At 65.4% G+C, this 18,039-nt stretch carries 19 protein-coding genes, 1 tRNA gene and 1 pseudogene; 8 read left to right on the top strand and 13 right to left on the bottom strand.

Annotation, left to right across the window (positions count from 1 at the left end; translation table 11 throughout):
- Positions 1-109: 109 nt before the first annotated feature.
- From NKH31_RS05175 to NKH31_RS05165, 3 genes are all read left to right on the top strand, one after another.
- On the top strand, positions 110-787 hold the full coding sequence (locus NKH31_RS05175; protein ID WP_254864074.1) for a DUF8159 domain-containing protein: 678 nt from the start codon (positions 110-112) through the stop codon (positions 785-787).
- A 144-nt stretch (positions 788-931) separates the two neighbouring features.
- Positions 932-1,990 carry a Leu/Phe/Val dehydrogenase gene (locus tag NKH31_RS05170; protein WP_254864073.1) on the top strand — a complete coding sequence of 353 codons (1,059 nt, stop codon included), beginning with the start codon at positions 932-934 and terminating at the stop codon, positions 1,988-1,990.
- Between the two features lie 70 nt (positions 1,991-2,060).
- On the top strand, positions 2,061-2,399 hold the full coding sequence (locus NKH31_RS05165; RefSeq protein ID WP_254864072.1) for a cupin domain-containing protein: 339 nt from the start codon (positions 2,061-2,063) through the stop codon (positions 2,397-2,399).
- Between the two features lie 29 nt (positions 2,400-2,428).
- Here NKH31_RS05165 and NKH31_RS05160 read toward each other — a convergent pair whose 3' ends face one another.
- Complete coding sequence (locus NKH31_RS05160; RefSeq protein WP_254864071.1) at positions 2,429-3,064, bottom strand: vitamin K epoxide reductase family protein; 636 nt, start codon at positions 3,062-3,064, stop codon at positions 2,429-2,431.
- Positions 3,065-3,421: 357 nt separating this feature from the next.
- On the opposite strand from NKH31_RS05160, the gene NKH31_RS05155 reads away from it, so the two are divergent.
- Both NKH31_RS05155 and NKH31_RS05150 read left to right on the top strand, forming a co-directional pair.
- On the top strand, positions 3,422-3,787 hold the full coding sequence (locus tag NKH31_RS05155) for a GrpB family protein (RefSeq protein WP_254864070.1): 366 nt from the start codon (positions 3,422-3,424) through the stop codon (positions 3,785-3,787).
- A gap of 34 nt (positions 3,788-3,821) precedes the next feature.
- Entirely contained in the window at positions 3,822-4,025 is a 204-nt protein-coding gene (locus NKH31_RS05150; RefSeq protein ID WP_254864069.1) for a GrpB family protein, read from the top strand.
- A gap of 35 nt (positions 4,026-4,060) precedes the next feature.
- On the opposite strand, the gene NKH31_RS05145 is transcribed toward NKH31_RS05150, so the two are convergent.
- A complete protein-coding gene (locus tag NKH31_RS05145; RefSeq protein WP_254864068.1) occupies positions 4,061-4,591 on the bottom strand; it encodes a hypothetical protein in 531 nt (176 codons plus the stop codon).
- A 328-nt stretch (positions 4,592-4,919) separates the two neighbouring features.
- A tRNA-Phe gene (locus tag NKH31_RS05140) sits at positions 4,920-4,993 on the bottom strand.
- A gap of 192 nt (positions 4,994-5,185) precedes the next feature.
- Between NKH31_RS05140 and NKH31_RS05135 the strand changes: the two genes are divergently transcribed.
- From NKH31_RS05135 to NKH31_RS05125, 3 genes are all read left to right on the top strand, one after another.
- Complete coding sequence (locus tag NKH31_RS05135; RefSeq protein ID WP_254864067.1) at positions 5,186-5,632, top strand: DUF7344 domain-containing protein; 447 nt, start codon at positions 5,186-5,188, stop codon at positions 5,630-5,632.
- 276 nt (positions 5,633-5,908) lie between these two features.
- Positions 5,909-6,136, top strand: a complete 228-nt coding sequence (locus NKH31_RS05130; RefSeq protein ID WP_254864066.1) for a hypothetical protein — start codon at positions 5,909-5,911, stop codon at positions 6,134-6,136.
- 144 nt (positions 6,137-6,280) lie between these two features.
- Entirely contained in the window at positions 6,281-7,621 is a 1,341-nt protein-coding gene (locus tag NKH31_RS05125; protein ID WP_254864859.1) for an MATE family efflux transporter, read from the top strand.
- Between the two features lies 1 nt (position 7,622).
- Here the strand turns inward: NKH31_RS05125 and NKH31_RS05120 are convergent, their stop codons facing one another.
- From NKH31_RS05120 to ilvB, 10 genes and pseudogenes are all read right to left on the bottom strand, one after another.
- Positions 7,623-8,042, bottom strand: a complete 420-nt coding sequence (locus tag NKH31_RS05120) for a cupin domain-containing protein (protein ID WP_254864858.1) — start codon at positions 8,040-8,042, stop codon at positions 7,623-7,625.
- A gap of 156 nt (positions 8,043-8,198) precedes the next feature.
- Positions 8,199-8,624: pseudogene (locus NKH31_RS05115) on the bottom strand (NUDIX hydrolase); the annotation flags it as partial.
- Positions 8,625-8,689: 65 nt separating this feature from the next.
- A complete protein-coding gene (gene ilvD, locus NKH31_RS05110) occupies positions 8,690-10,411 on the bottom strand; it encodes a dihydroxy-acid dehydratase (RefSeq protein ID WP_254864065.1) in 1,722 nt (573 codons plus the stop codon).
- A gap of 28 nt (positions 10,412-10,439) precedes the next feature.
- Positions 10,440-11,432, bottom strand: coding sequence for an isocitrate/isopropylmalate dehydrogenase family protein (locus NKH31_RS05105; RefSeq protein ID WP_254864064.1), 993 nt, complete (start codon positions 11,430-11,432; stop codon positions 10,440-10,442).
- Positions 11,429-12,178: a 3-isopropylmalate dehydratase small subunit gene (locus NKH31_RS05100; RefSeq protein WP_254864063.1), complete on the bottom strand. Its 750-nt coding sequence runs from the start codon at positions 12,176-12,178 to the stop codon at positions 11,429-11,431. Before NKH31_RS05100 ends, NKH31_RS05105 begins: the two co-directional genes overlap by 4 nt.
- The gene (gene leuC / locus NKH31_RS05095) at positions 12,175-13,593 is read right to left on the bottom strand and encodes a 3-isopropylmalate dehydratase large subunit (protein ID WP_254864062.1); all 1,419 of its coding nucleotides are present in this window, start codon (positions 13,591-13,593) and stop codon (positions 12,175-12,177) included. The genes NKH31_RS05100 and leuC overlap by 4 nt, the downstream gene beginning before the upstream one ends.
- Complete coding sequence (locus NKH31_RS05090) at positions 13,590-13,961, bottom strand: DUF7989 family protein (protein WP_254864061.1); 372 nt, start codon at positions 13,959-13,961, stop codon at positions 13,590-13,592. The genes leuC and NKH31_RS05090 overlap by 4 nt, the downstream gene beginning before the upstream one ends.
- A gap of 137 nt (positions 13,962-14,098) precedes the next feature.
- Positions 14,099-15,169 (bottom strand): ketol-acid reductoisomerase, encoded by a 1,071-nt coding sequence (gene ilvC / locus NKH31_RS05085; protein WP_425492332.1) that lies wholly within the window; start codon positions 15,167-15,169, stop codon positions 14,099-14,101.
- Between the two features lie 238 nt (positions 15,170-15,407).
- On the bottom strand, positions 15,408-16,151 hold the full coding sequence (gene ilvN, locus NKH31_RS05080) for an acetolactate synthase small subunit (RefSeq protein ID WP_254864060.1): 744 nt from the start codon (positions 16,149-16,151) through the stop codon (positions 15,408-15,410).
- Complete coding sequence (ilvB, locus tag NKH31_RS05075) at positions 16,148-17,950, bottom strand: biosynthetic-type acetolactate synthase large subunit (protein ID WP_254864059.1); 1,803 nt, start codon at positions 17,948-17,950, stop codon at positions 16,148-16,150. Before ilvB ends, ilvN begins: the two co-directional genes overlap by 4 nt.
- Between the last annotated feature and the right edge of the window lie 89 nt (positions 17,951-18,039).

Genomic DNA, 18,039 nt, shown 5'->3' with positions numbered 1-18,039 from the left:
TTTTCGCCGATGTAACTGGACGTCACGAACGTTCGACACCGAAAACAGAACCTGGTATTTCTACTGGAAATCAATAGATTATTGTAGTAACATAAATAAATATTTGTCTATGAACAGGCGGTCGATCCTTCAACTCGCCAGTACGGGAGCGCTCGCCCTGTTGGCGAGCTGTCTTGACCGGCCAGGCGCGACCGGCTCGTACCGCTCGCTCACGTCGCTTGCGGGCGGATTCTCGACCGATTCTCCATCGAGCGATTCGACCGACGATTCCTCCGATGACGACGGTGTCGGGTCCGACGACGGCTCCGACAGTGACGACTCGGATGAGCGAGGCGACTCCGACGACGATGGGATGGAAGACGGTGATGACTCGGGCGGTGACGACGACTCGGATGGGCGTGACGATGATCCCGACGAGCCCGATCCGGACGACGGCGTTCCCGGGTTCGACGACGGTGACTTCGAGCGAGCCGCGGGGTCGCGAGGGATCGAACAGCCGACGCTCGGATACGAGGCACCGGCCTGCCGGATCACGTTCGTCTCGACGGCCGACGACACCGAGGGGGCAATGGACGAACTCGAGACGGTCCTCGAGACGACGAGCGACTCGATCACTGACGCCGATCGATTCGCCACCTACGTCGAGCGAATCGTCATCGAGTTCGAGGCGGACGGTCGGGACGTCAGACGAGGGGCCACCGTCAATCCCGAGTGGGCGCTCGACCACCGGGCCGGCGAGCTGTCCATGGACGACTATCTAGAGAACGTTCGTCGGGACATTAGGTAGCGTCGTTCTCCGATCTTCGACTGGGCCGATAGAGGTCACTCTCTTGAACGGGTGGCAAGACCGCCGAACGGAAAACGTTCCGCCCCGCCGACCGTCGCTCGCGCAGAAAGGTAGAATTTTCACCTAGAGACCGTACGGGATGATATGGTATTCGACGCGCTCTCGGACGGCGGTCACGAGCAAGTATCACACTTTTCGGACCCCGAAACGGGGCTTCAGGCAATAATTGCGATTCACGACACGTCTCTCGGGCCGGGTCTCGGCGGGACGCGAATCCTCGATTACGACACCGACGCCGACGCGCTCGAAGACGCGCTCCGTTTGTCCGGCGCGATGACGATGAAAGCCGCTGCGGCCGATCTCGATCTCGGCGGCGCGAAGGCCGTCATTCTCGGCGACCACGCGGAGATCAAGACGGACGAACTGCTCCGGGCGTACGGGCGAGCCGTCGACTGTCTCGGCGGGCGCTACATCACGTCGGTCGACGTGAACACGGGCGTCCCGGACATGGAGATCATCGCCGAGGAGACCGAGTACGTCGTCGGTCGCGAGGACGGCCTCGGCGATCCGTCTCCGATCACGGCGACCGGGGTGCTCTACGGCCTGCTCGCCGCCGTCGAGTTCCAGTACGGGACCGACGACGTAGGCGACGTCCGCGTCGTGGTTCAGGGCCTCGGAAAGGTGGGTTCGGCGCTGGCGAGCGACCTCATCGACCGCGGTGCGTCGGTGACCGTCTCCGACGTCAATCAGGAGAATATCGATCGATTTCTCGCCGATCACGACGCCGCCGTCGTCGAACCGGAAGCGGTGTACGACGAACCGTGCGACGTCTTCGCCCCGTGTGCGATCGGCGGGGTGATCAACGACGAGACGATCCCGCGACTCGAGTGTGACATCGTCGCCGGCGCGGCGAACAACATCCTCGCCGAGCGACGACACGCCGAGGCGCTCGCCGACCGCGACATCCTCTACGCCCCCGACTACGTCATCAACGCCGGCGGTCTCATCACCGTCGCCGAGGAGTACGTGGGCGGCGACCGCGAGAGCGCCTTCGAGAAGGCGACGGCCATCGGCGACCGACTCACGCGGATGATGGAACGGGCCGAAGAGACCGATTCGACGGTTCTCGCCGCCGCCGACGAGTACGCCAGAGAGCGCATCGAGGCGTCCGATCGAACGACGCCCGCGACGTTCGATAACTGATCGGATACCCCACGAGGTCGGTTCTGTCGACCGCCACCGTCTTTTTCTCGGTCGGGCGAAAAGTGAGCGTATGGGCTACGATACGGCTTCGAAATCGGACGTCGAATCGGTCGTCCCGGACGAAGTAGGCGGCATGTGGTTTCTGAAGGATACGCTGGACGCCGCTCACCTCGGGCTCACGATTTTCGAACTCGAGCCGGGGCAAGCGGGAAAACCCCACGACGAGACGGACTCCGGACAGGAGGAGATCTACTACGTCGTCGAGGGGACGGTCGACGTCGAACTGGCCGACGAGACGGTGAGACTCCACCGAGAGGAGGCGATTCGGCTCGATCCGGACGAGCGCCGCCAGATCGAAAATGCGGGTGACGACCGCGCGACGTTCGTTCTCATCGGCGCGCCGCTTTGAGTCGGTCGGGCAGGGAGTCCGAGTCGTGATTACGCGAACGGGACGGCCTCCGGGAGTGGAAGGACGGGGACGACGAACAGTCCCAGGATCGTCACCAGACCCATGGCAACCGGCAGGACGACCACTGCGACGTTCGTTTCCGCGAGCAGTGAGCGTCCGTCGCGACTCATCTGGGATAGCGACGGCGTCTCGCTCTGTTTCAAGATGGCGAGTTCGAGGCCGAACAGCGCGACCGTCGCCGCAGCCGAGACCATACAGAACGGGCAGATTTCGCCGATGACGCCCAGTTGCAGGTAGACGAAGTACGCCGAGAAGAGGACGCCGGTCGCCGTGATCGGCGTAAGGACTTTGATGAGGATCGGGTGACGGGTATCGAACCACCAGAGTGAGAGCCCGATGGTCGTGAGGTAATAGAAGCCGCCGAGGGTCGCGAGCGGCACGCCGAGCACGTACGCCCACTGGCTCGTGATCACCTCGATACTTCCCTGTACGGGCGCGTCAGCCGGAATCGCCGGGAGCGCAAAGAGGTGAATCGCGGTCAGTACGACCGTCACGAGCCACCCGATCGTCGCGACGATCGCGAACGCGCCGAACAGCGACGCGACGCGGGGTGAATACTCCCAGTCAGACTCGAAGACTGCCGTGTGCTGTGTGTTGGTGGACATGCAATACTGGGTTGCGAGTGCGGGGGTAAAAGTATTGCGTATATTTCCCAATTCTACAAAATAAGGTGGTGAGTCGAACCCGGTTTCGTGATCGAGTCACTCGTCCCGTCGAGTGGGAGGAAGTAGGAGATACCCGCTGTCGCGATTTTGCCGATCTCCATGGACACAACTCCGGTGGAACCGATCGGTTGGTTGGCGAGTATTGGTCCGTGAGTCGGAATTTGTATTGTGAGTAATAAACAATATTGGGTGCGTTGCTGGTCACCAACTTGAGCCTGGTCGACAGACGCCCGTCTCGATGCCGGCCGGCGAGTAGCGAATCGAGGCCAACGCTGTGGTCGACGACTGTCGTCGCGGGTGCGGACCGTAAGGCAAATAAGAGTCGCGAGAATCCGCGAAATAACGGTCAGTCCACACGAGGACCCGATCGAACTCGTCGATTCTCAGTATGCGGCGTGGCGAGCACGATACGATCGTGACCGACTCGAGCGTCTCTTCGACCGACGCGACCTCCGAGACACCGTTTACCGGATCGAACACGTCGGCTCGACCGCCGTTCCGGACCTGGCCGCCAAGGACGTCGTCGACCTGGACATCGTCGTCGCCGACCGTGCGGTAGGGACGGTTTCTTCGGCGATCGAATCGACGCTCGGTGGCACTCGACACGAAAATTCGGAGGTGGCACCCCGTCTTCCGTTTCTCGGGCGGTCAACGGTTCAATGATCACGTCTTCGGCCGTTCCGGTCCTGGCTGGCGCGTGAGCGTCGCGACGACGAGGGTGCTCCGTGAGCGTCCCGCACTCCGTGAGCGAAACGAACGACTGAAGCGACAGAAGGCGGCCGAAACTGACGACCTCGAAACCTACAGCGAGGCGAAGTCCGCGATCATCTCCGAGTTACTGGACGAAGCGCGCACGTTCGATTTCGACTTCGATATCCCGACCCTGGGGTCGAACGGCTGAGTCTCGCCGCAGGCCGACGTTTCGACCCCGTCGGACTATCGGTCGCTCGCACGGTCGTCGCCCGCGCTGTGACGACGTTCGATCTCGGCGATCGTTCGCTCCTGGGACCGATCGTAGGAGTCTCCGATTGCGATGAAGTAGCCGACGATTGCGGTCACCAGCGCGATCGCACCGGCGGCCACGATCACGACGGAGAGGATCGGCCCGGCCAACACCTGGCCGGCGGTGAGAAGCGTGATCGCCGTTACCAGGGCGATGAGCGAGAGCAGTCGGCCAAAGCGACCGACGGTCAGACCGCGGTCCGTATCGTCCGCCGTCCGCACGAGTTCGTTCAGAACGCCGGCGTACTCGTCTTCACCGAGTGCGTTCCCGAGCGAGTGAATCGAGTGGGAGACCCACAATCCGGCCGTGAAACTGAGCAGCGCGACGAACGAAACCACGCCCAGCTCGCCCCCGATCAACAGTCCCGCGAGTACCGCATTGACGAACGCGAGCACCATGACGCCGTGAATTGCAAGCGAACGCGTCCCGAACGCTTCGAGCTGAGAAATGTGTGCTACTCTCATGCACAACCTAGGTTGGCTACGGGAATATCCCCGCGCCTTGCTCCTGCCACGGATCGAGCGAAGCGCGCAGACGCCGACGCGACACGCTCGCAGAAGTGGTCGTGGAGCTGACGACGGTCAGGTACTTCGGCAGGGGATTGAACCGAACAGCTCTCTCCGGATCGCGTCGTTGGAGCGGGCAATTCGTGAAACGCAAAATCGTGGCGTTTGGATTTGAACGAAGCAAGACGGTCCTGCTCGTTCGTTCCTCACTGCGCGGCTGTGACTTCCAGGGTTCAAATCCAGTCGGATGGATTCCTGCTGCTCGCGGTTTGCTCGCAGCAGCAAATGCCGCCTCCCGGATTTGAACCGGGGACAGCTCGATCTTCAGTCGAGTGCTCTCCCAGTCTGAGCTAAGGCGGCCTACCCAGTTCTCGGTCGAAGGGACAAAAAAGGATTTCGAATGGCGTCACGCGACGGGATCGGGTCGGTAGGGGGCCGGTACCTCTGCTCCGGCCCCGATAGTGTTTCCCTGAACGGAGTGTCTGTCCCGTCGTTATCGACGAGACAGATATTCAAGACACGTTTTTGCCCACGGGCGGGTAAGGAGTTGTTATGGAGTCGTTTACAGCGCAGGAGGATACCGAGGACCTCACGGCGGATACTATCCTCGAATTACTCGCCAACCGCCGGCGTCGGTACCTCCTCTACGGACTCCGCGGGCGCACAGAGCCGGTCGAGCTCTCCCGGTTGGCTGAGACCGTCGCCGGCTGGGAGCACAACGTTCCGCCGGACGAGGTGGCCCAGAACGACTACAAGAGCGTCTACGTCTCGTCCGTTCAGTGTCACGTCCCCAAACTCGCCGACGCCGGTGTGGTCGACCACGATACCGAGAACCACTCGGTCATCCTCTCCGATACGTTCGAGCAACTCGAACCGTACCTCGAAATCGTCGTCCGCGACGAACCCGAGAACTCGACGCTCCAGGGCGCCCTGGATGCGGAGACGAAAGAGGGTCTTATCGGATCGATCCGCCAGAACGTCGCGAAGCTCAAGCACTGACTGAACGACTCGACTCTCTCGTCGGCTCTGACTCCCCACGCATTGGGGGCGATACGAATTTTTAACGGAAATAGTTTCGGAACGTCGGTATCGACCACTCAGTTCGTTTCACCGGCGTAATCGAGCCTTCAGTTCGGCGAGTAGCTTTTGGAAATCGGTCTCTTCCACTGATTACCTTCGCGATCACTAGCCTATACGCCGACTCGATCCGCCCATCTCCCTGTTTCGCCGGCGGAGTCCGAAGCGTCACCCACCGGATCGAGTGCGCATCTCACCATGACAACTGACGATCGCTCGAGTGCCGGTCTCGGATTCGCCCTCCTCACCGTTAGCTTCGGCTCGCTCGTGGTGTACATGGACGGCGATCCGACGGCCGTCTTTTTCGGCGCGTGCGTCGCGATGCTGGTCTACTTCGGCGCCGACCTCCGTCGGATCGAGATCACTCGCTGGATTACGATTCGGTTCGGCCGCGGAGACGGCGAAGACGACCGGACCGACGACTGAGAGTATCACCCCTCGGTTTCCGCAACGTACACCGTTTTACTCGGGCGACCGGTACGTCGGCTCGTGTCGCCTCCCGATCGATCGTCCACCGCTAGGCCGCTCGTCCGCGTCTGGCGGCGGGTGTTCGACCTCTCGTGGCCGGTGATGGCCGAGCAGGTGCTCCGGACGATGATGCGGACGACCGACCTCGTCGTCGCGGGCTTCTTCTCGCCGGCCGCGGTTGCCGCCGTCGGTCTCGCGGACATCTACGCGCGCTTTCCACTTCGTTTCGGAATCGGCTTCGGTGACGGTGCCATCGCGCTCTCTTCGCAGGATACGGGGGCCGGCTCGACCGCCAACCGCGATCAGGCGGTCTCGCAGGCGCTGTTGATCGGGCTCGTCGGCGCCGTCCCGTTCATGCTCTTCGGACTCCTCGCGAACGAGTACGCCATCTCGGTCCTCGGCGGGCTCGCCGAGGAAGGCGCCGTCGCCGACGTCGTCGACTACGGGAGCACCTACTTGCTTCTCATCATGCTCTCGGCGCCGGCGATCCACGTCAACTTCATCGCCGCGCGAGCGATCCAGGGTACGGGCGATACCCGGACGCCGATGGTCGTAAACGGTGTCGTCAACGCGCTCAACATCGGTATGACGGTCGTCCTCGCGTTCGGAGTCGGCCCGGTTCCGGAACTCAGCGTCGTCGGGATCGCGGCCGCGACGGCGATCGCCGACACGATCGGCGCGGTCGCGTTTCTCGCCGTGATCGGAAGTTCGCTCAGTCCGATCTCCTACGTCCGGCCGGACGGGCTCATCATCACGAAGCAACTCGTCGTCATCAGCTGGCCTCGCATCGCCGAGGGTCTCTCCGAGATGATCGCGGAGTTTCCGTTCAACGCCATCTTGCTCGCGTTCGGGACGGAAGTCAACGCGGCGTACCACATCGGTCGGCGGATGTACCAGCAGGTCGCCTCGCCGCTCGGTCGCGGATACAGCGTCGCCGCGAACGTGCTCGTCGGCCAGTCGCTCGGTGAGCGAGACCCCGAGGCGGCCTATCGGTACGGCTGGGCGACGGTGGGCCTGAGCGTCCTCACCGTCGGCGGACTCTGTGCCGTGTTGTTCGTCTTCGCCGAGCAGTTCGTCCGCATCTTCACCCAGGACCCAGCGACGATCGAGTACGCCGTCGACTTCGCCAGGGCGTACGCCATCTCCGCCGTGTTCATCGCCGCGTACATCGTCTTCGCGGGATCGCTCCGCGGCGGCAGCGAGACGATCACGCCCTTCATCGCCCGGATGATCGGGACGTTCGTCTTTCTCCTCGGGGGAACCTACGTCTTCGGCGTCCAGTTAGAGTACGGCGTCCTCGCCTCCTACGTCGCCATCGTCGCCGACTTCGCCTTCCGAACCGGCTTCGTCGCCGTGATCTTCCACCGGCGTCGCTGGGTCACCCGCGGCACGACGATGATGACCGACCGCGGCAGCATCGACGAACTGCCGGGAGAGGATTGACTCACTCCCAGTAGGAGACGTCCGAATCGATTTCGTAGTAGCCGTACAGCGAACGGTCACCCTGACCGCCCGGCGGGGAACCGACGAAGACGCCCACTTTCTCCGAATCGGGGTAGACGGTCACGTCGGGCTCGAGCATCGTCGAGACGAGCAGGTACCGAAGCGGTTCCGTTCCGTCGTTTCGTAGCTCGTGTGCGCCCGTCTCGTCGGCCGGAAACGTGACGTAGTCGCCGGCGTCGATCGCAACGGATTCGTCGGCCAACCGAAGCGTGCCGGTCCCCGAGAGGACGTACATCGCCTCCTCGTTCGCCGTGTGGTAGTGATAGGGCCAGGACTCGCCGCCGGGTGGCAGCTCGTAGAGGCTGGCCCCGAGTTGCGATCCGTCGGTCGCCGCGCCCAGGCGCTTTCTTCGAACCGCCATCTCGTCGAACTCGATCCACTCCAGGTCGTCTACGTGGACGCGCCTCGACGAACGATCGATTTCACCGGCTCCGTCGGTCGGTTCTCGGGCTTCTTCCAGCGCCGTTTCGATCACGTCCGGCTGGAAGGCGTCGGTCGGCGGTGAATCGAACCACCCGGCCCGCGCTATCTCCTCGTCAGCCACGCCGAGATCCTCGCCGACGTCTCCCTCGTCCACCGGCGTCGCCAGGTAGAAGACGGCGAACTCGGTCTCTATAACCTCGCCGTCGCGCTCGAACTCCGACCGGATGACCCGCCACGGTCGGTCGATCTCGACGACGATTCCGGTCTCTTCTCTGGCTTCGCGTTTCGCCGCGGTTTCGAACCGTTCGCCCGGTTCGACGCCGCCACCCGGCAATCCGGGACCGTCCAGCCACTCGTTCTCGACGAGGACGATCCGCCCCTCGTCGACGATCGCGACGACGACGCAGCCGCGCAGGTTTCGTGACCGAATCTCGGCCAGTTCGTCGGCGTCGACGCGAAAGCGCTCCTCGACGTACTCGACGCCGTCCCGGCCCAGAATTCGCGCAAGTTCGCGCTCCATCGAGTGACGGTTGCGGTCGGATCGACATCAATACGGTGTGAACGAAGATTCACCACGACCGATGCTCACTCGCGTTTCACCGCGGGGTTCGTCACCGCGCCGTTGGCCGCCGAGTCGAACGCCGCGCCGTACTTCGCGAGGACGCCCGAGGTGTAAGCAGGGTCGGGCTCGTCTCTCTCGGCCAGCCGGGAGGCGAGTTCATCGTCAGATAGCGCCACCGAGAGCTCGCGGTTCGGAATGTCGACGGTCACCGTATCGCCGTCTTCGACCGCGGCGATGGGTCCCCCCGCAAACGCCTCGGGGGCGACGTGGCCGATCATCGGCCCGCGCGTCGCCCCGGAGAATCGCCCGTCGGTCAGCAGCGCGACGTCGTCCTCGTGACCCTGTCCGACGACCGCGGCCGTGACGCCGAGCATCTCGCGCATACCGGGTCCGCCCCGGGGCCCCTCGTTCCGGATCACGACGACGTCACCGGATTCGATACCGCCCGACTGAACCCACGCCATCGCCTCCTCCTCGCGTTCGAAGACGCGGGCCGGACCCCGATGGTGGAGTTCGTCGTCGCCGGTCACCTTCAACACGGCGCCGTCGGGGGCGAGGTTCCCGGTGAGGACGACGAGTGCGCCCTCCTCGTGGATCGGATCTGCGAGCGGGCGGACGACCGCCGGGTCGACTTCGTCGTCGGTCGGCAGCGAGAGCGATTCGATTTCGTCGGCGATCGTCCGGCCCGTCACCGTCATCGCGTCGCCGTGAAGCAGCCCCGCCTCGAGGAGCCGTCGGAGCACGACCGGAATCCCGCCCTGCTGGTGGAGGTCTGCCATCACGTGCGTTCCGCCGGGGCGAACGTCGACGATGTGTGGCGTCCGGCGGGAGATCTCGTCGAAATCCTCGATGGCGAGATCGATGCCGGCTTCGGCCGCCAGCGCGAGCAGGTGGAGGACGGAGTTCGTCGACCCGCCGATCGCCACGTCGAGCGTGATTGCGTTTTCGAACGACTCCCGGCTGAGGACGTCGGATGGGCGGCGATCTGCTTCGATCACTTCGAGTGCGAGTTCACCGGCTTCGGCCGCGATCTCGACGCGCTCGTCGGTGACGGCGGGTGCGGTCGCCGAGCCGAGCGGGGCGAGTCCGAGCGCCTCGCTCATCGAGGCCATCGTGTTCGCGGTGTACATGCCGGCGCAGGAACCGGGGCCGGGACAGGCCGCGTGTTCGAGTTCCGCTAGCTCCTCGCGACTCATGTCGCCCTCGGCGTGGGCGCCGACGCCCTCGAAGACGTCCTGGATGGTGACGTCCTCGCCGTGGAGCTCGCCCGGTAGGATAGTGCCGCCGTAGCAAAAGACGGTCGGCAGGTCGGTTCGGATCGCCGCCATCATCATGCCGGGCAGGTTCTTATCGCAGCCCGCCAGCGTCACGAGCCCGTCTAAGCGCTCGCCGAAGGCGACCAGTTCGACGGAGTCGGCGATCACCTCTCGGGAGACGAGCGACGCCTTCATCCCCTCGGTTCCCATCGAGATGGCATCGGAGATGGTGATCGTCCCGAATTCGATCGCCATCCCGTCCGCTCGCTCGACGCCCTCTCTCGCCGCGTCCGCGAGGTCGTCTAAGTGAACGTTACAGGGCGTGATGTCGGCGGCCGGGTTGGCGATCCCGACCATCGGCGAGTCGAGGTCCGACTCGTCGTAGCCCATGGCGTAGAACATCGCCCGATGGGGTGCGCGGTCTGGGCCCTCGGCGATCTCTCTGCTCGGTAGCGTCTCCGTCGATCGTTCGGTGTCGTCTCGTGTCATGGTGATCCGCCTCGTTGGAGGTTCGTCGTCATCGCCCCGGCCTCACTCGCTCGATAACGGCCTCGGTGACGTCGTCGGTCGTCGCAGTGCCGCCGAGGTCGGGCGTCCGCGGACCCGATTCGAGAACCGACTCGACGGCCCGGCGAACCGCGTTCGCTTCCTCGTCGGAGCCCAGATACTCGAGGACCATCGCGCCCGACAGGATCGCCGCGGTCGGGTTCGCGACGCCCCGCTCGGCGATGTCCGGAGCGGTGCCGTGAACCGGTTCGAACAGCGCCCGCTCGGGGCCGACGTTCGCCGACGGCAAGAGACCGAGCCCGCCCACCAGTCCGGCCGCCAGGTCAGAGAGGACGTCGCCGGCGAGGTTCGGACAGACGACGACGTCGAACTGGGCGGGATCGAGACAGATTCTGGTCGCGAACGCGTCCAGCAACACCTCCTCGGTGGCGACGTCCGCTCGCTCGGCGACCGCACACACCGTGTCGCGAAAGAGGCCGTCCGTCTCGCTCATCACGTTCGCCTTGTGGACGACGGTGATACCCTCCGCGTTCGCGTCGTCGACGTGCTCGCAGGCGTATTCGGCCAGCCGCCGGGCCGCCGGTCGCGTACTCACTCGCGTGAGCGTGGCGACGTCGTCGGTGAGCCGCGACTCGTGACCCGCGTACACGCCCTCCGTGTTCTCTCTGAGGAATACGACGTCCGTCTCAGGACGGAGCGCGTCGACGCCGGGATAGGTCCGGGCGGGCCGGACGTTGACGAACGCGTCGATCGCCCGACGGAGCGGGAGGATGACGTCGGCCGCCGTCTCACCGACCGCACCGAACAGCGTCGCGTCCGCCGAGGTGACGGCCGCTTCCGTCTCCGCGGGCAGCGCGGTTCCGCGATCTGCTCTGACGCGATCGCCCGCGGGATACTCCTCGAAGGTACATCCCACCCCGAGCGACTCGAGGACAGCGACCGCGGCCGCCGTCACGTCGGGTCCGATACCGTCGCCGGGAACGACGGCGATCGTCTCGGTCATCGGTCCGCTCCGGTGGCGTCGCCGTCGGTCGATTCGGTCTGCACGTACGGGAGCGACCGCGCCGTCTCGTCGACGGCCGCTCGATTCGATCGCATCAGCGACGTCGTATCCCACGTCCCCTCGGTCAGCGCTCGACGGTGGGACTCGTCGATCGAGACCTCGAGCGTTCGGTCGCCGTATTCGAGTACCCCCTCGAGAAGGTCGAGCGTCACCGGTTCGGCCGGATTGCGTTCGATCCACGCCTGCAGGCTCGATATCGAGTCAGGATCGAGCGTCGCGGTCGGGATCCCGAGGGCGAGACAGTTCCCCGCGAAGATCTCGGCGAAACTCTCGCCGACGATGGCGTCGATCCCCCAGCGTTTGAGCGCCTGCGGCGCGTGCTCGCGCGAGGAGCCACAGCCGAAGTTCGCGTTCACCACGAGCAGTGACGCCCCCGCGAATCGCTCCTCGTTGAACGGGTGCTCCAGCGGATTGTCGGTTGCTCCGACGGCTTCTTCTCGCGGGCGCTGCCCGCTCGAGTGGTGCGCGGCGCTTTGGGCCGCGCTATCGCCGTCTCCGTCTCGCGACCCCTTCGGAGTCGCGCTGTCGAACCGCTGGTCGAAGAACGCGAACTGGCCGAGGCCGTCGAACGTGACCGCCTTGAGAAAGCGCGCGGGAATAATCTGGTCGGTGTCGACGTCGTTGCCCCGGACCGGAACGGCGCTCGCGCTGACGCGCTCGACGGTCGCCGCTCGCTCGTCGGTCATCGGGCGGGCACCTCCAGTTCGCGCACGTCGGTCACCGATCCCGTCACCGCCGCGGCCGCCACCATCGGCGGACTCATCAACACGGTACGGCCCTCCTGACTCCCCTGGCGACCGACGAAGTTCCGATTCGAGGAGGACGCGCAGGCTTCGTCGCCGACCAGCCGGTCGTCGTTCATCCCGAGACACATCGAACAGCCCGGCTCGCGCCACTCGAAGCCGGCCGTCTCGAACGTCTCGGCTATCCCTTCCCGTTCGGCCGCCGCTTTGACTCGTTGGCTTCCGGGAACGACCAGCGCCCGAACGTCCCGGTGGACCTCGCGGCCCTCGACGACCCGCGCCGCCGCGGCGAGATCCGACAGCCTGGCGTTCGTACACGAGCCGAGAAACGCGACGTCGATCTCGTAGCCGTCCATCGTCTCGCCGGGGCTCACTCGCGTGTGTTTCTGGGCCCGCTGGGCGACCGCCCGTTTCGACGGCGCCAGCGATTCCGGATCGGGAATCGGTTCGGTGATGCCGACGGCGTGTGCCGGGGTGGTTCCCCAGGTGACCGTGGGTTCGATCGCCGAGCCGTCTATCTCCACGACGTCGTCGTAGGTTGCGTCCGGATCCGACCGGATCGACTCCCAATAGGGGCGGAGCGCTTCGAACCGCTCCGGGTCGTCAACGAATGCGTCCGTTTCTGCGAGCCACTCGTAGGTGGTCTCGTCGGGATTGACGTAGCCGGCGCGGGCACCACCCTCGATGGACATGTTACAGAGGCTCATCCGACCCTCGACGTCGAGGCGCTCGATCGCCTCGCCCGCGTACTCGTAGACGTACCCGACGCCGCCGTCGGTTCCGAGCGTGCGGATGATCGAAAGCGCGAGATCCTTCGCCGTGACGGCCGGTCCGAGGTCGCCCGTGACCTCGATCCGCCGGACCGCCTGCTTTTCCATGGCGACACACCCCGTCGCCAGCACGTCCCGGATCTGAGACGTCCCGATCCCGAAGGCGAGCGCGCCGAAGGCGCCGTGCGTCGAGGTGTGCGAATCGCCACAGCAGATCGTCATTCCGGGCTGGGTCAGTCCCTGCTCCGGGCCGATCACGTGGACGATCCCCTGGTCTCCGGTCTCCGGTCCGGAGAACGCGATTCCGGCGTCGGCGACGTTCGCTTCGAGTTCGGCGAGCATTCGCTCTGCCGCCTCGTCGTCGAACGGGCGCGACCGGTCGCTCGTCGGAACGATGTGGTCGACGGTCGCGTGCGTTCGGTCGGGATACGCGACGTCGAACTCGCGTTCTTCGAGCATTCCGAACGCCTGCGGACTCGTCACCTCGTGGATCAGGTGGCGTCCGACGAACAGCTGATCGCGTCCGTTCGGGAGGCGCCGCACCCGGTGTCGGTCCCACACCGCGTCGTAGAGGGTCCGCTCGCTCATTCGCGATCGTCGTCCTCGTAGCCTCTCGAGAACGTCCGATTCGGCCCGTCTACGGGCGAGGTGTGATCGACGTCTCTCATTCGCCGCGTCCCATCCTCGTCGTGGGCCGCTTCGTCGTCATCGTCTTCAGTCGCGGGCTCCGTCTCGGTTCGTCGACCACCGTCGGTTTTGACCGTTCGCCCCTCTCGATTGCGTTCGAAGGCGCGCATCGGGCCGTCGACGGGCGAGGTGTGATCGACGTCTTTCAGCCGTCGAGGCGACGAGGATCGCGTCGGCCGTTCGCGATCTCGGGCTGTGCGATCGGTCGGACGGTTCGGTTGTGCGGCGTCTGTACTGGTGTCGTCGGTCGGATTCGCGTGGTCGGTCATTGCGCTGGATCGGTCGGTTGGTCGGAATGCGTTCGATGCGGATCGTGTTCGTGTCTGATCGTCGGCTGCCCGGCGCCGGGTCGGTTCTATTCCGGTCGACTCGGGCGTTGATCGACCGTCTCGCGTCGATCGCTCGGTCATGCTCGTGGCTCACCTCCGTCGCCGCCCCAGGCGAACAGCTCCCGAAGTCTGGCCCCCACCCGCTCGATTTCGTGTTCCCGTTCGGCTCGTCGGTACTGGCCGTAGGCCGGCCGATTCGCCTGGTTCTCGGCGATCCACTCCCTGGCGAACGTCCCGTTTTGCACGTCGGCCAGGATCTCGTCCATGGCGTCTCGATCGACGACGTCGCCCCCGCGGGTCAGACCGCCGTACTCGGCCGTATCGGAGACCGAATCCCACATCCCCATGTGCCCACCTTCGTACATGAGATCGACGATGAGTTTGAGTTCGTTCAGACACTCGAAGTAGGCCATCTCGGGGGCGTACCCAGCGTCGACGAGCGTCTCGAAGCCCGCCTTCACGAGTTCGGTGACCCCGCCACAGAGCACCGCCTGCTCGCCGAAGAGGTCGGTCTCGGTCTCCTCGTGAAACGTCGTTTCGACGACCCCCGCCCGGGTACATCCGAGCGCGTCAGCGTAGGCGAGCGCCGTCTCCCGTGCCGTCCCGGTCGCGTCCTGATAGACCGCGAGCAAGCCGGGGGTTCCCTCGTCGTTCTCGTAATTCCGTCGAACGAGGTGGCCCGGCGACTTCGGGGCGATCATCGTGACGTCGACGCCCGCCGGCGGGCGGATCTGATCGTAGTGGATGTTGAACCCGTGAGCGAACTGCAGGGTGTCGCCCGGTTCGAGGTTCGGCTCGACCGCCTCCTCGTAGACCGCCGGCTGGACCGTATCGGGCAGCAGGACGCTCACGATCGACGCCTGCTCGGCGGCGTCGGCGGGTGTCGCGACCCGCAGGCCGTCTTCTTCCGCGACCGCCCAGGAGGTGCTGTCCTCACGCAGGCCGACGACGACGTCGACGCCGCTTTCCGCGAGGTTCTGTGCGTGGGCGTGACCCTGCGAACCGTAGCCCAGGACGGCGACCGTCTCGTCGTCGATGTAGCGCCCGTCGGCGTCTCCCTCGTAGTAGACCGTCGCGTCGAACGAGGGCGACTCGTCGGCGACGTCCGTTCCGCCGTCCGTGACGTACGTCTTCGGCCGTCCAGTCACTCCGTCGGTCGTTGCGTCGTCCGCTGACCCCTCGTCCGCTGTCGACTCGTTCGCCGCTCCGTCCGCCGTTTCGTCGCTCGACCGTACTTTTTCGTCGTTCGTCCGTTCTTCTTTGGGTGCGGTCGTTCGATCGGTCCGCCGTTCGGCCATCCGTTCGACCGTTATCTCGTGATTGGTTCGTCCGTCGTTCGTGTGGTGTGTCGCTGTCATATCGTTCTGGTGGTGATCGTTCGTGGGTTCACTCGGTCGTGTCTCGTCCGCGTCCGTCGGCTCGGATGGATCGTTCCGCCGTCCCAGCGCGCGAGGTGTCGGTGTTCGCCGCGTCGGGCTCGCCCTCTCTATTCGCGACCTGGCAGTCCGGGGCGGGTTCCTCACCTGGCGTCGTCGGTACGTCCCCGCGAGCGAGGGCAGTCTGGCCCGTTCGGGCGATTTCGACGATTCCGAACCGCCGGTAGGCGTCGATCGCCGCGTCGATTCGGGACTCGTCGCCGGTGAGCTCGACGGTGATCGTTCGCGGGCCGGCGTCGAGCGTCTCGCCGTCGTACATCCGGGTGATCGCGTGGACCTGGTGGGGATCGTCGCCGCGGACCTTCACGAGGACCAGCTCGCGAGAGACGGTCTCCCCGGCGATCTCGCCGGCTGAGATGACGGCCGATAGCTTTCGGAGCTGCTTTTTGAGCTGTTCGATTCCGGGATCGGTTTCCTCGACGACCGTCGTGATGCGCGCGTGGCCGTCTACGGTCGTCGGCCCGACGGTCAGGCTCTCGATGTTGAACTGTCGGCGAGATATCAGGCCGGACACCTGCGCGAGCACGCCCGGTTCGTGGTCGACCAGCGCGGAGACGACCGCTCGGCGCGGAACGTGGCCGGCCTCGACGACGGGATCGATTCGAACGCCGTCGGTCGTTCGCCGCGACTCGGGCTGCGGTCGCTCGGACGGGGCCCGACCGGGCAAACCGGCGTCGATGCGGTCGTCACTCATAGGTGGTCCTCCGACAGGGCGAACGCGCCGTTGGACCCGCCACTCGGGACCATCGGAAACACGTTCTCCTCCGGATCGACGTGAAAATCGATCACGGACGGGCCGTCGTGGCCGAGCGCCTCCTCGATAGTCGGCGCGACGTCGTCGCGATCGTCGACGCGGAAGCCGCGTGCACCGAACGCCTCGGCGAGCGTATCGAACGCCGGCACCCAATCGTACTCCGAGGCCATTCGGGTCCCCTCGTAGAAGGCGTCCTGCCACTGGCGGACCATGCCGATGTGCTCGTTGTTGAGGACCGCGACCGTGACGTCGAGATTCTCGCGCACGGCGACCGACAGCGCCTGTATCGTCATCAGCAACGAGCCGTCGCCCTCGAAACAGACGACGTCCCGGTCGGGTTCGCCGGCCTCGTCGAGCGCGAGTCGGGCGCCGATGGCCGCGGGGAGGCCGTACCCCATGGCCCCGAGACCGTGTGAGGAGACCCACGTCCGGGGTTCGGTGAACGTCCAGAACTGTGCCGCCCACATCTGATGTTGACCGACGCCGGTCGTGACGATCGCGTCGTCTCCGGTCGCCTCGTCTACCGCCTCCACGACGAATTGCGGTTTCAACGGCTCCTCGCGGCACATCGCGTACGTGAGTGGATACGTCTCCTTCCATTCAGCACACTGCTCGCGCCACGACTCGGCCGGCGGTGCCGTCTCGACTGCGGCCCTCAGCTGCTCGAGGACGGCACTCGCGTCGCCGATCAACGGATAGTCTGCGTGGACGTTCTTGCTGATCTCGGCCGGGTCGATGTCCACGTGAATCACCGCCGCGTTCGGGGCGAACGAGTCGATGCCGCCCGTCAACCGGTCGTCGAACCGGGTGCCGACGGCGATCAGACAGTCCGTGTGCGTGATCGCCATGTTGGCGTATCCGGTGCCGTGCATGCCGGCGAACGAGAGCGATAGCGAATCGTCCTCGGGGAACGAGCCGAGCCCGGGCATCGTCGTCGTGGCCGGAATTCCGAACGTCCGCGCAAAGCGCGTCGCGACGTCGCTCGCTCCCGCCGCGACGACGCCGCCGCCGAACAAACACAATGGCCGTTCGGCGGCTTCGATCGCTCGCGCGGCGGCCTCGACCGCCGTCGGCTCGGCGCGCCGGTCGGGCGCTTCGACCGCAGGCGGCGTCGGTCGGTCGGCGGTCACGTCCGTCTCCGCTTGCGTGACGTCTTTCGGGAGATCGACCAGCGTCGGACCGGCGCGTCCGACCTGCGAGCGCTCGAAGGCGTCGCCGACGACGGCGCCGATGTCGGTGGCCGCGTCGACGAAGTAGTTGTGCTTCGTGATCGGGCGGGTGATGCCGACGGTGTCGGTTTCCTGGAAGGCGTCGTTCCCGACGAACGACGTCGGCACCTGGCCGGTCAACGCGACCAGGGCGTCGGAGTCCATGCTGGCGTCGGCGATTCCGGTGACGAGGTTGGTCGCTCCGGGACCGGACGTCGCCAGACAGACGCCCGGCTCCCCGGCCACGACGCCGTAGGCGTCCGCGGCGTGCGCCGCTCCCTGTTCGTGGGCCATCGTCACGTGTCGGATCGACGACTCGGCAAGTGCGTCGTACACGGGCATGATCGCTCCGCCCTGAACCCCGAACGCGACCGTTACGTTCGCGGCTTCGAGCGCTCGTACGACCGACTGCGCCCCCGTCGATCCTGGTGGCGTCTCCGTCCGTGCGTCATCTGCACGCGGGTCCGGTGTACGATCCGTTTGTTCGTTCGATTCTGTTCGTTCTCGTTGCGTCGTTGCGCTGTCGCTCATTGGTCTGTTGGCACGGTGAGTCTCGTCAGTAGCGGGTCGGTTCGAACGCCGGAACTGGCCAACTGGCCATCCGCTCGGCTCGGGTTCGA

Origin of the sequence: Halovivax gelatinilyticus (assembly GCF_024300625.1) — an archaeon.
In the GTDB taxonomy this organism is placed as follows: domain Archaea; phylum Halobacteriota; class Halobacteria; order Halobacteriales; family Natrialbaceae; genus Halovivax; species Halovivax gelatinilyticus.
Note: the sequence above shows the minus strand (reverse complement) of the source record. Positions and strands in the feature narration are given on the sequence as shown.